General features: G+C 73.9%; 13 protein-coding genes and 1 tRNA gene. 6 read left to right on the top strand and 8 right to left on the bottom strand.

Annotated elements, in window-relative coordinates:
• Positions 1–13: 13 nt before the first annotated feature.
• The 5 genes from leuC (at position 14) to DOO78_RS05985 (ending at position 4,605) form a co-directional block, all read left to right on the top strand.
• Positions 14–1,444 (top strand): 3-isopropylmalate dehydratase large subunit, encoded by a 1,431-nt coding sequence (gene leuC / locus DOO78_RS06005; protein ID WP_111468835.1) that lies wholly within the window; start codon positions 14–16, stop codon positions 1,442–1,444.
• On the top strand, positions 1,444–2,088 hold the full coding sequence (leuD, locus tag DOO78_RS06000; protein WP_111468834.1) for a 3-isopropylmalate dehydratase small subunit: 645 nt from the start codon (positions 1,444–1,446) through the stop codon (positions 2,086–2,088). Before leuC ends, leuD begins: the two co-directional genes overlap by 1 nt.
• 86 nt (positions 2,089–2,174) lie before the next feature.
• On the top strand, positions 2,175–3,290 hold the full coding sequence (gene leuB / locus DOO78_RS05995) for a 3-isopropylmalate dehydrogenase (RefSeq protein ID WP_111468833.1): 1,116 nt from the start codon (positions 2,175–2,177) through the stop codon (positions 3,288–3,290).
• A 78-nt stretch (positions 3,291–3,368) separates the two neighbouring features.
• Positions 3,369–3,445 (top strand) — tRNA-Arg (locus DOO78_RS05990).
• Positions 3,446–3,636: 191 nt separating this feature from the next.
• On the top strand, positions 3,637–4,605 hold the full coding sequence (locus DOO78_RS05985; protein WP_111468832.1) for a Bug family tripartite tricarboxylate transporter substrate binding protein: 969 nt from the start codon (positions 3,637–3,639) through the stop codon (positions 4,603–4,605).
• Positions 4,606–4,693: 88 nt separating this feature from the next.
• On the opposite strand, the gene DOO78_RS05980 is transcribed toward DOO78_RS05985, so the two are convergent.
• Entirely contained in the window at positions 4,694–5,143 is a 450-nt protein-coding gene (locus DOO78_RS05980) for a GNAT family N-acetyltransferase (protein WP_111469069.1), read from the bottom strand.
• A gap of 98 nt (positions 5,144–5,241) precedes the next feature.
• On the opposite strand from DOO78_RS05980, the gene DOO78_RS05975 reads away from it, so the two are divergent.
• Positions 5,242–6,063, top strand: a complete 822-nt coding sequence (locus DOO78_RS05975; protein ID WP_111468831.1) for a formate/nitrite transporter family protein — start codon at positions 5,242–5,244, stop codon at positions 6,061–6,063.
• A 59-nt stretch (positions 6,064–6,122) separates the two neighbouring features.
• On the opposite strand, the gene DOO78_RS05970 is transcribed toward DOO78_RS05975, so the two are convergent.
• From DOO78_RS05970 to DOO78_RS05935, 7 genes are all read right to left on the bottom strand, one after another.
• A complete protein-coding gene (locus tag DOO78_RS05970) occupies positions 6,123–6,362 on the bottom strand; it encodes a hypothetical protein (RefSeq protein ID WP_128080006.1) in 240 nt (79 codons plus the stop codon).
• A gap of 95 nt (positions 6,363–6,457) precedes the next feature.
• Positions 6,458–8,485 (bottom strand): hydantoinase/oxoprolinase family protein, encoded by a 2,028-nt coding sequence (locus tag DOO78_RS05965; RefSeq protein WP_207802807.1) that lies wholly within the window; start codon positions 8,483–8,485, stop codon positions 6,458–6,460.
• The gene (locus DOO78_RS05960) at positions 8,472–10,241 is read right to left on the bottom strand and encodes a hydantoinase B/oxoprolinase family protein (RefSeq protein ID WP_207802806.1); all 1,770 of its coding nucleotides are present in this window, start codon (positions 10,239–10,241) and stop codon (positions 8,472–8,474) included. The genes DOO78_RS05965 and DOO78_RS05960 overlap by 14 nt, the downstream gene beginning before the upstream one ends.
• Before the next feature lie 137 nt (positions 10,242–10,378).
• The gene (locus DOO78_RS27390) at positions 10,379–11,371 is read right to left on the bottom strand and encodes an oligopeptide/dipeptide ABC transporter ATP-binding protein (RefSeq protein ID WP_165838748.1); all 993 of its coding nucleotides are present in this window, start codon (positions 11,369–11,371) and stop codon (positions 10,379–10,381) included.
• Positions 11,368–12,345, bottom strand: coding sequence for an ABC transporter ATP-binding protein (locus DOO78_RS05945; protein WP_111468827.1), 978 nt, complete (start codon positions 12,343–12,345; stop codon positions 11,368–11,370). Before DOO78_RS05945 ends, DOO78_RS27390 begins: the two co-directional genes overlap by 4 nt.
• Positions 12,345–13,184, bottom strand: coding sequence for an ABC transporter permease (locus tag DOO78_RS05940; protein ID WP_111468826.1), 840 nt, complete (start codon positions 13,182–13,184; stop codon positions 12,345–12,347). Before DOO78_RS05940 ends, DOO78_RS05945 begins: the two co-directional genes overlap by 1 nt.
• Positions 13,184–14,194 (bottom strand): ABC transporter permease, encoded by a 1,011-nt coding sequence (locus tag DOO78_RS05935; protein WP_111468825.1) that lies wholly within the window; start codon positions 14,192–14,194, stop codon positions 13,184–13,186. The genes DOO78_RS05940 and DOO78_RS05935 overlap by 1 nt, the downstream gene beginning before the upstream one ends.
• Positions 14,195–14,201 lie beyond the last annotated feature (7 nt).

Genomic DNA, 14,201 nt, shown 5'->3' with positions numbered 1-14,201 from the left:
ACAGGAACACGTCATGTCAGGGCAGAAGCCGCGCACTCTCTTCGACAAGATCTGGGACGCCCATGTGGTGGAGACCCTCCCGGACGGCACGGCGCTTCTCTACATCGACCTTCACCTGACGCATGAGGTGACGACGCCGCAGGCCTTCGACGGCCTGCGCCAGGCCGGCCGCCGCCTGCGCCGGCCGGAGGCGACGCTCGGCGTCATCGACCACAACATCGCCACCGATGCCAGCCGCTACACCGGCATCGTCGATCCCGAGAGCCGGGTGCAGGTGGAGACGCTGGAGCGCAACGCCGCCGAGTTCGGCATGCCGCTGATCCCGCTGCTCGACCAGCGCCAGGGCATCGTGCATGTCATCGGGCCCGAGCTCGGCCGCTCGCTGCCCGGCATGACCATCGTCTGCGGCGACAGCCACACCAGCACGCATGGCGCCATGGGCGCGCTCGCCTTCGGCATCGGCACCTCGGAGGTCGAGCACGTGCTCGCCACCCAGACGCTGCTGCAGAAGCCGGCGAAGAACATGAAGGTGGAGGTGAACGGCACCCTGCCGCTCGGCTGCACCGCCAAGGACATCGTGCTGGCGATCATCGGCCGCATCGGCACGGCGGGCGGCACCGGCCATGTCATCGAGTTCGCCGGCGACGCCATCCGCGCCCTCGACATGGCGGGGCGGATGACGGTCTGCAACATGTCGATCGAGGGCGGCGCCCGCGCCGGCATGGTGGCGCCGGACGAGACCACCTTCGACTATGTCCGCAGCCGCCCCATGGCGCCGAAGGGCGAGGCGCTGGAGCGCGCGATCGCCTATTGGCGGACCCTGCCGAGCGACCCCGGCGCGCAGTTCGACACGGTGGTGCGCCTCGAGGCCGGCGACATCGCGCCGCAGGTCACCTGGGGCACCAGCCCGGAGGACGTGCTGCCGATCACCGGCCTGGTGCCCGACCCGGAAGCGGCCGAGGACGAGGCGCGGCGCGAGCAGATGCGGCGCAAGATGCAGTATATGGGCATCACCCCCGGCCAGCGGCTGCAGGACCTGAAGGTGGACGTCGTCTTCGTCGGCTCCTGCACCAACAGCCGCATCGAGGACATCCGCGCCGCCGCCGCCATCGCCCGCGGCCGCCGGGTGGCGGACGGGGTGCGGGCCATGGTCGTCCCCGGCTCCGGCCTGGTGAAGGCGCAGGCGGAGGAGGAGGGTCTCGACCGCATCCTGCGCGAGGCGGGCTTCGAGTGGCGCGAGGCCGGCTGCTCCATGTGCCTCGGCATGAACCCGGACAAGCTGACGCCCGGCCAGCGCTGCGCCAGCACCTCCAACCGCAATTTCGAGGGCCGCCAGGGCCCGGGCGGCCGCACCCACCTGCTCTCGCCCGCCATGGCGGCGGCGGCGGCGATCGCCGGGCATCTCGCCGATGTGCGGGACTTCCAGCCGAAGGGGACCGTCTGATGCAGGCCTTCACCACCCTGACCGGCATCGCCGCGCCGCTGCCCAAGGCGAATGTCGACACCGACCAGATCATCCCGGCGCGCTTCCTGAAATCCATCAGCCGCACCGGCTTCGGCAAGAACCTCTTCGCCAATTTCCGCTATAAGGAGGACGGGTCGGAGAACCCGGATTTCGTCCTCAACCAGGAACCCTACCGTAAGGCCGAGATCCTCATCGCCTTCGAGAATTTCGGCTGCGGCTCCTCGCGCGAGCATGCGCCCTGGGCGCTGCTGGATTTCGGCATCCGCTGCGTCATCGCGCCGGACTTCGCCGACATCTTCCACAACAACAGCTTCAAGAACGGCGTGCTGCCGGTGAAGCTGCCGCGCGCGGTCTGCGAGCAGCTCATGGAGGATGCGCGGATGGGCGGCAATGCCCGCATCACCGTGGACCTCGAGCGCGAGGTGGTGGTGCGGCCGAGCGGCGAGGAGATCCCCTTCAAGATCGACCCGCTGCGCCGCCACCTGCTGCTGAACGGCCTCGACGACATCGGCCAGACCATGCAGCGGGCGGGCGCCATCGACGCCTTCGAGGCGAAGCGCGCCGCGGCGCAGCCCTGGCTCGCCGCCCCGGCCGAGGCGCCGGCGACGCCCCCCGGCGCCTGACGCAAGCCCGGCCGCGGCGGCGTCGCGGCCTGGCCCGGGCGGATGAAGCATGCGCCGCCCGCCGGGCGGCGAGGACGGAGACGACCATGGCTGCGAACAAGAAGCTCCTGGTGCTGCCGGGCGACGGCATCGGGCCCGAGGTGATGCACGAGGTGCGCCGCGTCATCGACTGGATGGACCGCCGCCGCGCCCTCTCCTTCGAGATCGAGGAAGGCCTGGTCGGCGGCGGCGCCATCGATGCCGTCGGCTCCCCCTGCCCGGACGAGACGGTGGAGAAGGCGAAGGCGGCGGACGCCGTGCTCTTCGGCAGCGTCGGCGGCCCGAAATGGGACAGCCTGCCCTTCGAGCAGCGGCCCGAGCTCGGCATCCTGCGGCTGCGCAAGGATCTCGGCCTCTTCGCCAACCTCCGCCCGGCGCTGGTGATGGACCCGCTGGTCGAGGCCTCCTCGCTGAAGCCCGACATCGTCCGCGGCGTCGACATCATGGTGGTGCGCGAGACGGTGGGCGGCATCTATTTCGGCGAGCCGCGCGGCGTCGAGACGCTGCCCGACGGCAAGCGCCGCGGCTTCGACACCGACGTGTACCATGAGGACGAGATCGCCCGCGTCGCCCGCGTCGCCTTCGACCTGGCGCGCAAGCGGCGCGGCAAGGTGACGAGCGTCGAGAAGGCCAATGTCATGCAGTCCGGCCGGCTCTGGCGCGCCGTGGTCGGCGAGGTGCAGAAGGCCGAGTACCCGGATGTCGCGCTCGAGAACATGTATGCCGACAACTGCGCCATGCAGCTCTGCAGCCGGCCGAAGCAGTTCGACGTCATCCTCGGCAACAACCTGTTCGGCGACGTGCTCTCCGACCTCGCCGCGGCGCTGACCGGCTCGCTCGGCATGCTGCCCTCGGCGACCCTCGGCGCGGTCGATCCCGCCACGGGCAAGCGGCACGCGCTCTACGAGCCGATCCACGGCTCGGCGCCCGACATCGCCGGCAAGGGCATCGCCAATCCCTGCGCCCAGATGCTCTCCTTCGCCATGCTGCTGCGCTGGAGCTTCGGGCTCGAGGAGGATGCGGCGCTGCTCGAGACGGCGATCGAGAAGGTCCTCGCCGGCGGCCTCCGCACCGCCGACATCATGCAGCCCGGCATGGCCCGGGTCGGCACCTCGGTGATGGGCGAGGCCGTGCTGCGCGAGCTCGACAAGCTCGCCGCCTGATGCATTTCGGGCGAGGGAGGGGGTTGCGCCGCCGCGCTGCCTCCGCTATCTCGCCCGCCTCGCCGCAAGGCGGGATGCGCGCCCGTAGCTCAGCTGGATAGAGCACCAGACTACGAATCTGGGGGTCAGGAGTTCGAATCTCTTCGGGCGCGCCATTTTCTCCCCAAATCACTGACTGCGTTGAGCCCCCTGGTTTGGCGGGCTTCCCCGGCCCGTGGCGCCGCGCGCGAACCGATCGCGCCCCCGCGACCGGGCGGTGGCCCCAGGGGGCACTGCCGGCCCCGCCTGCGGCCGGAGGCGCTGCCCGCCGGATCCGGTATACTGGCCGCCGGGGGGAACTAAGCCGATGCAACTCACTCGTCGTGCCTGCGGGGGCATCGCCGCCGCCAGCCTGCTGGGCCGCCAGGCCGAGGCCCAGGAGCAGGCCTTCCCGCGCGAGCAGGTGCGCATCGTCGCCCCCTTCGCCGCCGGGGGCTCCTCCGATTTCATCGCCCGCCTGATGGCGCGGCAGATGCAGGCCATGACGGGCAAGCCCTTCCTGGTGGAGAACCTGGCCGGCGGCAACGGCGTGGTCGGCACGCTCGCGGTGCTCAACGCGCCCGCCGATGGCCACACGGTCCTCCTCGGGACGACCACCACGCTCTCGGCCAATCCGCACCTGCTGAAGCAGCCGCCCTATGACGCCGCGCGCGACTTCATGCTGGCCTGTCCTATCGGCCTCTCGGCCGGCTGCCTCATGGTCTCGGCCACCAGCCCTTATGGCAGCTACCAGGACCTGGTCGCGGATCTCCGCCGGCATCCGGGCCAGCGCAACTCCGGCTGGTTCAACGCCTCCTCGCGCATTCCCGCCGCCTTGTTCAAGCGCCTGGGGCAGCTCGATTTCGAGGAGGTCTCCTACAAGGTCTTCGGCAACGCCATCAGCGACCTGCGCACCGGCCTGATCCACTTCGTCTTCCTGGACATGGTCGCCGCCGACCAGTACCTGGCCTCCGGCGAGTTCCGCGTCCTCGCGGTGAGCATGCCGCGACGGGTCGCGCGCTGGCCCGACATCCCGGCGATGAACGAGACGATGCCCGGCTTCGAGATGGGCGGGTATTGGGGCATCGCCCTGCGCAGCACGACGCCCCGGCCGCTGCTGCACCAGATCAACCGCCTCGTGGCCGCCGCCGTCCAGTCGGAGGCGGTGGCGCCCCGGTTGCGGGACATGCTGGTGGAACCGACGGCCATGGATCTCGAGGCGGCGGCCACCTATGCCGCGGTTGAGCGGGAGAAATGGGGCCGCCTCATCCGGCTGGCCGGGATCGAGCCGGAATAGCCGCCCCGCAAGGCCGGTCGCCGATGAAGATGCTCTGAAAACGAAAGCCTGGGGCGCTTCTCCTGAACCGGTGTTCAGGGGAAGCGCCCTAGCGACCCTTCCGGAGCGCGCGGCGGAACCGGGGGCCGGTCGGCAGGAAGCCGAGGGCGTGGCAGAAGGCCCGCATCGATGCTTGGTCGTCCGCGGCGACGATGTCCATGGCCCCGCAGCCGGCATTCCGGGCCAGCTGGGCCGCGGCCTCCACCAGCAGCCGCCCGATGCCCCGGCGCTGGTCCTCGGCGCCGACCAGCAGCAGATCGATCTGCGCCACCGGCCGGTCCGACAGCAGCGTCCGGTACCAGTGCAGCGCCAAGACGCCGCTCGGCGGCCCCCATTCCAGCGCGACCAGGGCCGCGCCGGCGCCCTGGCGCAGGGCATCGAGCCGCGCGGCCAGGGCAGGCGCCGCCATGGCGTGCCCGCCGGCGGACAGCAGCAGATGCAGCCCGGCCATGTCGGCGGCGGTCGCGGCGCGGAGTTCCAGCCCGTGCCGCGACGTCATGCCGCGGCCCGCCCGGCGCAACGGCCGCCCCCGGCCGGCTGGCCGGCGGAACCGCCCGGCCGGCCGCAGCTTATACTCCGCCATCCGGAGGCGGCAGTATGCCCGATGCAGGCCGCAGGGACCTGACTGCGAAGGAGCAGGAAGACGTCACGGAGCGCGCCGCGCCTCGTTCGCCGGTCATCTACCACGTCGTGCGCCGCCAGGGGGAGGAGGAGCTGGCGCGGCCGGTCCGCTCCCTGGCCTGGTCGGGCCTGGCCGGCGGCGTGACCATCATGGCGTCCGTCATCGCGGAGGGCGCCCTGCACCACAAGCTGCCCGCCGGGGCGGCCTGGCGGGAGCCGGTGGCGGATCTCGGCTACACCCTCGGCTTCCTGATGGTCATCCTCGGCCGCATGCAGCTCTTCACCGAGCAGACCATCGTCTCGGTGCTGCCGGTCATGGCGGCGCCGGACTGGCGCAAGCTGGGGGCCACGGCACGGCTCTGGGCGGTGGTCTTCGCGGCGAACATGGTGGGCGCCGCCGCGGCGGCCGCGATCAACCTGCACCTCCACCTCGTGAGCGCGCCCCTGCGCGGCGCGATGCTCGAGGTGTCGGGCCAGCTTCTCCTGAAGACGCCGCTCGAGCTGCTGCTGCAGGGCGTGCCGGCCGGCTTCCTGATCGCCTCGGTCGCCTGGCTCCGCGCCGGCTCGCCCGGCAGCGAGTTCCTGATCGTGCTGGCGCTGACCTATGCCATCGCCCTCGGCGACTTCACCCATGTGGTGGCCGGCGCCGCCGAGGCGTTCCTCCTGGTCTTCGACGGGCAGCTCACCGCGACGCATGCGGTCGTCTTCGTCATCATCCCCGCCCTCATCGGGAACCTCGTGGGCGGCACGGGCCTCTTCGCGCTCCTGGCGCATGCGCAGGTGCGCGACGAGATCTGATACGCACGGCCGGTGCTGGCGGCCCGTCAACGGCCCCTCAAACGCCGGGCGCCCGGGCGCTACGCGTCCTCGAGCAGCCGCTGGCGGCGGGCGGGCAGGGCCCGCCTCTCGGGGATCAGGCAGTCCGGCAGGGGCCCCGTCCAGGCCGGCGGCGGCGGGTCGGCCGGCGCGGCGGGCGCGCCCGGGCCGGCGCCGCCGCCCCGCGCCCGGCGCAGCAGCAGCAGCTCCCGCACCGCCAGCCCCAGGGGAACGCCATAGGTCAGGACGCCGCTGAGCAGGACGAACGTGCTGGGTTCCATGGGCGCCTCCTCCGGGATCTGCTCCAGGCCCCCAGCATCGGAGAGGCCGGCGGCGGCCGCAAGCCCGATGCGCCGGCCCGTCGCGCCCGGCGCCGTCACCCGGCGAGGCCCTCCCGGCGCAGGATCAGCGCCCCGGTCGCGGCCATCTCGCCGGCCCATCCGGGCGGGACGAGGGTGGTGGCGTCGAGCTGGGTGACGATGGCCGGGCCGGCGAAGCGGTCCCCGGCGCCGAGCGCCTCCCGCGCGTAGAGCGCCGCATCGCGCGTGCCGCCGGGGAAGTGGACGGGATGGCGACCGGAGGGCGCCGCGCCGGTGCCGGGCGGGCGGCGGGTGGCGATGTCGCCGGCGAGCCGCCCGGTGGCCTCCACGCGGAGCGTGACCAGCTCCACGGCGGCATCGGGCAGGTCGAAGCCGTAGAGGGCGCGGTGGGTGGCGGCGAACTCGGCCGCCGCCGCCGCCGACCAGGGGATGGCCAGCTCCCCGCCCTGCCCGGCATAGCGCATCAGGGCGACGCGCCGGAGGGCGCGGGCCGGGGGCGGCACCGCCTCCTCCTCGAACCAGGCCGCGGCCTCGGCCTCGAGCGCCGCGAAGACGCCCGCCACCGCGGCCGCCTCCTCGCTGTGGACGCTGCGGCTGAACTCGGCCTTCAGGTCGGCGGCCAGCAGCCCCTGGGCGCAGAGGACGCCGGGGGAGGGCGGCACCAGCACGGTGCGGATGCCCAGCAGCTCGGCCAGGGCGCAGCCATGCAGCGGGCCGGCGCCGCCGAAGGGGACGAGGGCGAAGTCGCGGGGATCGTGGCCCCGCTCGACCGAGACGAGGCGGACGGCGCCGACCATGGTGCTGTCGGCGATGGCGAGGATGCCGCGCGCGGCCTCGTGCAGCCCCATCCCCAGCGGGCCGGCCACCGAATCCCGCACCGCCGCCGCCGCCGCAGCCACGTCCAGCGCCATGCGGCCGCCGAGCAGGCGCGGCGGCAGGTGGCCGAGGGTGACATGCGCATCGGTGACGGTGGCGCGGGCGCCGCCGCGGCCGTAGCAGGCGGGGCCGGGCACCGCGCCGGCGCTCTCCGGCCCCACCGCCAGGGCGCCGGCCGCCGTGACGCGGGCGAGCGAGCCGCCGCCGGCGCCGATCGTCACCATGTCCACCATCGGCAGGGGAAGCGGCCAGTCGCCGACGCGGCCGCGGCTGGTGAGGCCGATCGCGCCGCCCTTCATGAGGCAGATATCGGCGCTGGTGCCGCCGATATCGACGGTGATGATGTCGGGGAAGCCCGCGGCCGCCGCCACCGCCTGGGCGCCGACCACGCCGGCCGCCGGCCCGGACAGCGCCGTGACGGCGGGGGCGCGGCGGATGGCGGCGGCCCCGGCGACGCCGCCGTTGGACTTCATCAGCAGCAGCGGCGCGGCGATGCCGGCGGCGCGCAGCCGCTCCTCCAGCCGGCCGACATAGGTGGAGACGGCCGGCATGACCTGGGCGTTGAGGATGGTCGCCAGGCTGCGCTCATACTCGCGGACCACCGGCAGCACCTCGGTCGAGGCGGTGACGGCGATGCCGGGCAGGGCGTCGCGCAGGGCCTCGGCCACCCGGCGCTCATGCGCCGGCGCGGCGAAGGCGTGCAGCAGGCAGATGGCGACGGCCTGCACCCCCAGGGCCCGGCAGGCCGCCACCGCCGCCGCCAGGCTCGCCTCGTCGAGCGGCGTCAGCACGCGGCCATCGGCCGCCACGCGCTCCACCACCTCCAGCACCCGGGCCGGCGGCACGGGGCGGGCGGGCTTGACCCAGCCATAGAGGTTGGCGGCGCGGGGGATGTCCTGGCGGCCGATCTCCAGCACGTGGCGGAAGCCGGCGGTGGTGATCAGCGCCGTGCGCGCGCCCTTGCCCTCCAGGATGAGGTTGGTGGCGACCGTGGTGCCGTGCAGGACGCGGCCGATCCGCCCGGCGCTCTCGCCCGCCGCCTCCAGCACCAGGGAGACGCCGGTCAGGAAGGCCTCGGAGGGGTCGGCGGGGGTGCTCGGCGTCTTGGCGGTCCAGGCGCGGCCGGTGGCGCCGTCGCGCAGGGTGATGTCGGTGAAGGTGCCGCCGATATCGACGGCCACCAGCAGCGGGGCGTCAGTCGAGGGCATGCGCATAGCCTCCGCGGTGGAAGGCCAGCGCCGCGGGCCGCGCGGCGCGGAGGGCGGCGGTGGCGGGCCCGTCCACCGTGCCGTCGCGGATCGCGACGCCGTAGTCGCGCCGGGCCGCCGCCAGGCTCACCATGCCGCCGAGCACATCGGCCAGCACCGCCGCCGCCGCCCGGTCGAAGGGATGGCCGCGGCCGCCGCCGCCGCCGGTCTCGATCCGCAGCACGTCGCCGCGGCGCAGGCGGTTGCCGTCGGAGAGCGGGCGCAGCAGGCGTTCCCCCGCGGTGCCCGGGTTCACCACCACGCGGCCGGGCCCGCCGGACCGGCCGCCATCGGCCCCCCAGGGCGGGTTCTCCACCCCGTCGATGCGGACGGAGAGCACCGCCTCCTCGGCCAGCACCTCGTACTCCCGCACCACGCCGCAGCCGCCGCGGCAGCGGCCGGGGCCGCCGCTGTCGCAGTGCAGCCCGTAATGGCGGAGCCGCACCGGGTACTCCAATTCGAGGAACTCGGCCGGGTAGTTCTCCTGCGCGACGAAGTAGACGGCGTCGATCCCGTCCGCCGTGTCGCGCGCGCCGTAGCCGACGCCGATGCCGTCGCTCATCAGGAAGGGCCGCCCCCCCGCGCTGCCGCGCAGGAGGATAATGACATAGGCCGCATGCGCCGCCGGGGCCTTGCCGCCGGCCACGGCGACGAGGCCGTTCAGCGCCGCCAGCATCCGCATCATGGTCAGCCCGCGCAGGCCCAGCGGCGCGGGGAAGCGCGGCTGCAGCAGGGAGCCCTCGCGCAGGCGCACCGCGTCGATGGCGCGCGGGCAGCCGGCATTGACCACCTGGGTCGGGTCGCCGCCGAGGAAGAAGAGGCCGAGCGCCATGCCCGGCACGTCGGGGTGCATCAGGAAATTCACCGGGCCGGGCGACTGGTCGTCCGTCTCCGTGGCATCGAGGATGAAGCGGTCCTCGGGCGTGCGCGTCAGGCTCAGGCGGATGCGGAAGGGGCCGTTGCCATGGCCGTCGCCGTCGATGCGGTCGGTGAAGCGGTGGGTGCCGACCGCGAAGGTCTCCCGCAGGCGGGCGCGCACCGTGGCCTCGGTGCGCGCCAGGAGCTGCGCCAGCGCATCCGCCAGGATGTCGGCGCCGAAGCGGGCGGCGACCTCGCGCATCCGCGTCACGCCGAGCGCCACGCTCGCCATCAGGGCGCGGGCATCGCCCTGGGCGATGCGGGGATAGCGGCCGTTGCGGTAGAAGATGCGGAGCGCGGCCTCGTTCACCTCGCCGTCCCGCACCAGCCGGACCGGCGGGATGATCACGCCTTCCTGGAAGATGTCGGTGGCGTCGGGGGAGATGGAGCCGGGCCGCAGCCCGCCGATATCCGCGAAATGCGCCCAGCCCATGACGAAGGCGACGCGGCGGCCCTCGAGGAAGACCGGGGCGAGGAAGACCTGGTCGTTGGAATGGCTGACGGCGCCGCCGCTCTCGTAGCAGTCGTTGTACCAGTAGAGGTCGCCGTCGCGCATCCCCGCCTTCGGGAAGTGGCGGAAGACGGGGGCGGCGATGTCGCCGAAGACGGGGACGTTGGAGCCGACGGCCATCACCCCCTCGGCATCGAACAGGGCGGTGTAGAAATCCTTCTTCTCCCGGATGAAGGCGGACATGGCGGTGCGCTCCACCAGCGCCTCCATCTCCGCCTGGGCGGCGCGGAGGGCGCCGCGCACGATCTCCAGGGTCACGGCGTCGCAGCGCGCGGTCGTGGCGTCCATGCTCGTCCTCGGCTTCATGGCAACGGCCCCCTCAATCGCCGGGCGGGTTGCTCCGCAACCCTCGGCGGCGCGACCCGCGGCGCCCGTTCGGGCGCTCGGCCCTGCGGGCCGCGGGTCGGTCCTTCGCGCACCAGGGCTCAGGCCGGCAGCATCGTGTCGGCGGCGATCTCGCGCCAGCGCAGGCAGGCCGTCTCGCCGCGCCCGTCCGGCGCCAGGGCGGGGTCCGTCCGGCGGCACGGGGCCTGGGCATGCGGGCAGCGCGGGGAGAAGGCGCAGCCGGGGGGCAGGCGCGCGGCGCTCGGCGGCTCCCCCGCCGGGATCGGCGCCGGCGGCCGCGCCTCCGGCGAGAGGCTGGGCGAGGCGGCGAGGAGCGCGCGCGTATAGGGGTGGCGCGGCCGGGCGAAGACCTCCGCCGCCGTGGCCAGCTCCACCACGCGGCCGAGATACATGATGGCCACGCGGTCGCAGAAGCGGCGGACGACGGAGAGGTCGTGCGAGATGAAGAGGTAGGTCAGGCCGTAGCGGCGCCGCAGCGTGCCCAGCAGGTTCAGCACCATCGCCTGCACCGACATGTCGAGGCCCGAGGTCGGCTCGTCCAGGATCACGACGCGCGGGCGCAGCGCCAGGATGCGCGCCAGCGCCACGCGGCGGAGCTGGCCGCCGGAGAACTCGTGCGGGTAGCGCGGCCGGGCGGTGGCGTCGAGGCCGACGGCGGCCAGCACCTCGTCGATGCGGGCGCGGCGCTCGGCCGGGTCGCGCACCCCCTGGACGAGCAGCGCCTCCTCCAGGGTCCGGCCGATGCTCCACCAGGGATCGAGCGCGGCGCCGGCATCCTGGTGGACGTAGTGGATGGCGTTGCGCGCGCGCCGGGCCTCGCGCGGGGCGAGGCCGCTGACCACGGCGCCGTCGAGGCGGATCTCGCCGCCGCTCTCGCGCTGCAGGCCGAGGATGGTGCGGCCGAGGGTGGTCTTGCCGCAGCCGGATTCGCCGACCAGGCCGAGCACCTCGCCGGGGCGGAGGGAGAGGCTGACGCCGCGCACGGCGCGCACCGGCGGCAGGTCCGGCCGCAGCCAGCGGCGGCGCCCGCCGAGATCCACCGCCAGCTCCCGCACCTCGAGGATCGGGGTCACGCCGGCACCGCCGCGGGGTCGTGGAGGATGCAGTCCACCATCCGCCCCGGCGCCGCCCGGCGCGGATGCGGCGCGCGGCTGGCGCAGGCCTCCCGCGCCTGGGCGCAGCGCGGGGCGAAGCGGCAGCCCGGCGGGGCGCGCAGCGGCGAGGGCACCGCGCCGGGGATGCCGAGGAAGCCCTCGGCGCGGTCGGGGTGGCAGGCCAGCAGGGCGCGGGCATAGGGGTGCAGCGGCGCGTCCAGCAGGGCCCGCGCCGGCCCCGTCTCCACGGACTGGCCGGCATAGATGACGCAGACCTCGTCGCAGAGCTCCGCCACCACGCCGAGGTCGTGGGTGACGAAGAGCATGGCGAGGCCCATCTCCTCCACCAGCTCGCGCAGCAGCAGCAGGATCTGCTGCTGCGTCGTGACGTCGAGGGCGGTGGTCGGCTCGTCCGCCACGATCAGGCGCGGCGCGCAGGCCAGGGCGGCGGCGATCAGCAGGCGCTGGCGCTGGCCGCCGGAGAACTGGTGCGGGTAGCGGTCCAGCGCCGCCTCGGCGTCCGGGAGCTGCACGCGGCGGAGCAGGCGGACGAGGTGGGCGCGGTGCTCGCGCGGCGCGCCCGGGCGGTGGCGCCGCATCACCTCCAGCATCTGCGCGCCGACGGTGAAGACGGGGTTGAGGGCGAGATAGGGGTCCTGCGGGATGAAGCTGATCCGGCTGCCGCGCACGCTGCGGTTCAGCTCCGCCTGCGAGAAGGCGAGGAGGTCCTCGCCCTCGAACAGGATGCGGCCCGAGCCGATCGCCGCCCCCTGCGGCAGGATGCCGAGGATGGCGCGGATGAGGGTGGACTTGCCGCAGCCGGATTCCCCGACGACGCCGAGGATGCGCCCCGGCTCCAGCCGGAAGGCGATGTGGTCGAGGATGCGGGCCACCCCCTCGTCGCCGCGGATGGCGACGCGGAGATCCTCGACGGCGAGGGTCGGCACCGGCATCAGCGGGACCGCCGCAGCCGGGGATCGACCAGGTCCCGCAGCCCGTCGCCGAGCAGGTTGAAGCCGAGGACCGCGACCAGGATGGCCAGCCCCGGGAAGGTGGCGAACCACCAGGCATTGGGCAGGTAGCCCCGGCTCTGCGCCACCGCCAGGCCCCAGTCCGGATCGGGCGGCGTGGCGCCCATGCCGAGGAAGCCGAGCACCGCGGCGACCAGGATGGTGAAGCCGAGCCCGATGGTGGCGCGCACGATGATCGGCGAGAGCGCGTTGGGCAGGATGTGCAGGAACAGGATCCGCGGCGTGGAGGCGCCGATGCCCTGGAGCGCGTCCACGAAGAGGGCGCCGCGCAGGCGCTGGGTCTCGGCATGGACGATGCGGGTGAAGAAGGGCCAGTAGGTGAGGGTGAGGGCCAGCATGGCGCTCTCGACCGAGGGGCCGAGGAGCTGCGCCAGGGCGAGGGCGAGGATGAGCTGCGGCAGGGCGAGGAAGACATCCGTCACCCGCATGATGAGCTCCGGCACCACGCCGCGCGCATAGCCGGCGACGAGGCCGAGCGGGACGCCGATCGCCATGGCGGCGGCGACCACGGTCAGCGAGACGGTCAGCGCCCCCCGCGCGCCGAGGATGACGCGCGAGAGGATGTCGCGCCCGAGATTGTCCGTGCCGAAGGGGAAGGCGGCGCTGGGCGGGCGCAGGCGGCGCAGCAGGTGGGAGGCGGCGGCATCCTCCGGATAGGGCGCGATCCAGGGGCCGAGGATCGCCAGCAGCAGCACCAGCAGCACGATCAGCGCGCCCGCCACCGCGGGGATGTCCCGCAGGAATTTGCGGAGGACGAGCATCAGCGCGTCTCCCGCAGCCGCGGGTCGATCAGGGCGTGGACGAGGTCGGTCAGGATGTTCACCACGGCGTAGATCAGGCCGATCAGCAGGGTGACGGCCAGCATCACCTTGGAATCGGCGGTGAGGATGGCCTGCACGGTGTAGCTGCCGATGCCCGGCCAGTCGTAGATGGACTCCACCACCACCGCCCCCGCCATCAGCCCGCCGAAGAGCAGGCCGATCTGGGTGACGGTGGCGACCACGGAGTTGCGGAGGACGTAGAGCCAGATCAGCCGCCCGCGCGGATAGCCGACGGCCCGCTCATAGGTGACGAAATCCTTCTGCAGCGTGTCCAGCACCCCGGCGCGGGTGAAGCGGGTGATCGTCGCCAGGCCGCCGAGGGAGAGGGTGACGGCGGGCAGGACGAGGTGCCGCAGCGCATCCGCCAGCAGGTCGAGGCGCCCGGCGAGGAGGCAATCGAGGGTCAGGAAGCCCGTCGGCCCCGCCGGCGGCGTCACGCCGGCGCTGATCTGCCCGCGCAGGGGCAGCCAGCCGAGCCGCATGGCGAAGAGCATCTGCAGCATGATCGCCAGCCAGAAGGCCGCCACCGCGATCCCGGCCACGGAGACCACCCGCAGCAGGAAGTCCGGCCAGCGGTTATGGTGCACCGCCGCCAGCACGCCGAGCGGGATGCCGAGCCCGACGCCGAGCAGCAGCGCGGCGACGGTCAGCTCCAGGGTCGCCGGCAGCCGCTGCGCCAGGTCCTCCGCCACGGCCCGGCCGGAGAACTGGCTGGTGCCGAAATCGAGCCGCGCCACGTCCATCAGGTAGCGGCCGAACTGCACCGGCAGGGGCTGGTCCAGCCCGTAGCTGCGGCGGATCGCCTCGATCTGCGCCGGCGTCGCGTTGTCGCCGGCCAGCGCCACGGCCGGGTCCGCCGGGATGAGGCGGATCAGCAGGAAGCACACCACCAGCAGCCCGAAGAGCGAGGGCAGGACCAGCAGCGCCCGCCGCAGGATGAAGCCGGGCATCCTCGCC

It is taken from the genome of Roseicella frigidaeris, assembly GCF_003258945.1.
In the GTDB taxonomy this organism is placed as follows: domain Bacteria; phylum Pseudomonadota; class Alphaproteobacteria; order Acetobacterales; family Acetobacteraceae; genus Paracraurococcus; species Paracraurococcus frigidaeris.
Note: the sequence above shows the minus strand (reverse complement) of the source record. Positions and strands in the feature narration are given on the sequence as shown.

What these genes read in the sequence shown, in the direction of transcription:
- DOO78_RS05935 (WP_111468825.1), bottom strand. Translation starts at nt 14,194, where the DNA reads ATGCCCGGCTTCATCCTGCGGCGGGCGCTGCTGGTCCTGCCCTCGCTC.
- DOO78_RS05940 (WP_111468826.1), bottom strand. Translation starts at nt 13,184, where the DNA reads ATGCTCGTCCTCCGCAAATTCCTGCGGGACATCCCCGCGGTGGCGGGC.
- DOO78_RS05970 (WP_128080006.1), bottom strand. Translation starts at nt 6,362, where the DNA reads ATGGAACCCAGCACGTTCGTCCTGCTCAGCGGCGTCCTGACCTATGGC.
- DOO78_RS05945 (WP_111468827.1), bottom strand. Translation starts at nt 12,345, where the DNA reads ATGCCGGTGCCGACCCTCGCCGTCGAGGATCTCCGCGTCGCCATCCGC.
- leuB (WP_111468833.1), top strand. Translation starts at nt 2,175, where the DNA reads ATGGCTGCGAACAAGAAGCTCCTGGTGCTGCCGGGCGACGGCATCGGG.
- DOO78_RS05975 (WP_111468831.1), top strand. Translation starts at nt 5,242, where the DNA reads ATGCCCGATGCAGGCCGCAGGGACCTGACTGCGAAGGAGCAGGAAGAC.
- DOO78_RS05980 (WP_111469069.1), bottom strand. Translation starts at nt 5,143, where the DNA reads ATGACGTCGCGGCACGGGCTGGAACTCCGCGCCGCGACCGCCGCCGAC.
- DOO78_RS05960 (WP_207802806.1), bottom strand. Translation starts at nt 10,241, where the DNA reads ATGGACGCCACGACCGCGCGCTGCGACGCCGTGACCCTGGAGATCGTG.
- leuC (WP_111468835.1), top strand. Translation starts at nt 14, where the DNA reads ATGTCAGGGCAGAAGCCGCGCACTCTCTTCGACAAGATCTGGGACGCC.
- leuD (WP_111468834.1), top strand. Translation starts at nt 1,444, where the DNA reads ATGCAGGCCTTCACCACCCTGACCGGCATCGCCGCGCCGCTGCCCAAG.
- DOO78_RS05985 (WP_111468832.1), top strand. Translation starts at nt 3,637, where the DNA reads ATGCAACTCACTCGTCGTGCCTGCGGGGGCATCGCCGCCGCCAGCCTG.
- DOO78_RS05965 (WP_207802807.1), bottom strand. Translation starts at nt 8,485, where the DNA reads ATGCCCTCGACTGACGCCCCGCTGCTGGTGGCCGTCGATATCGGCGGC.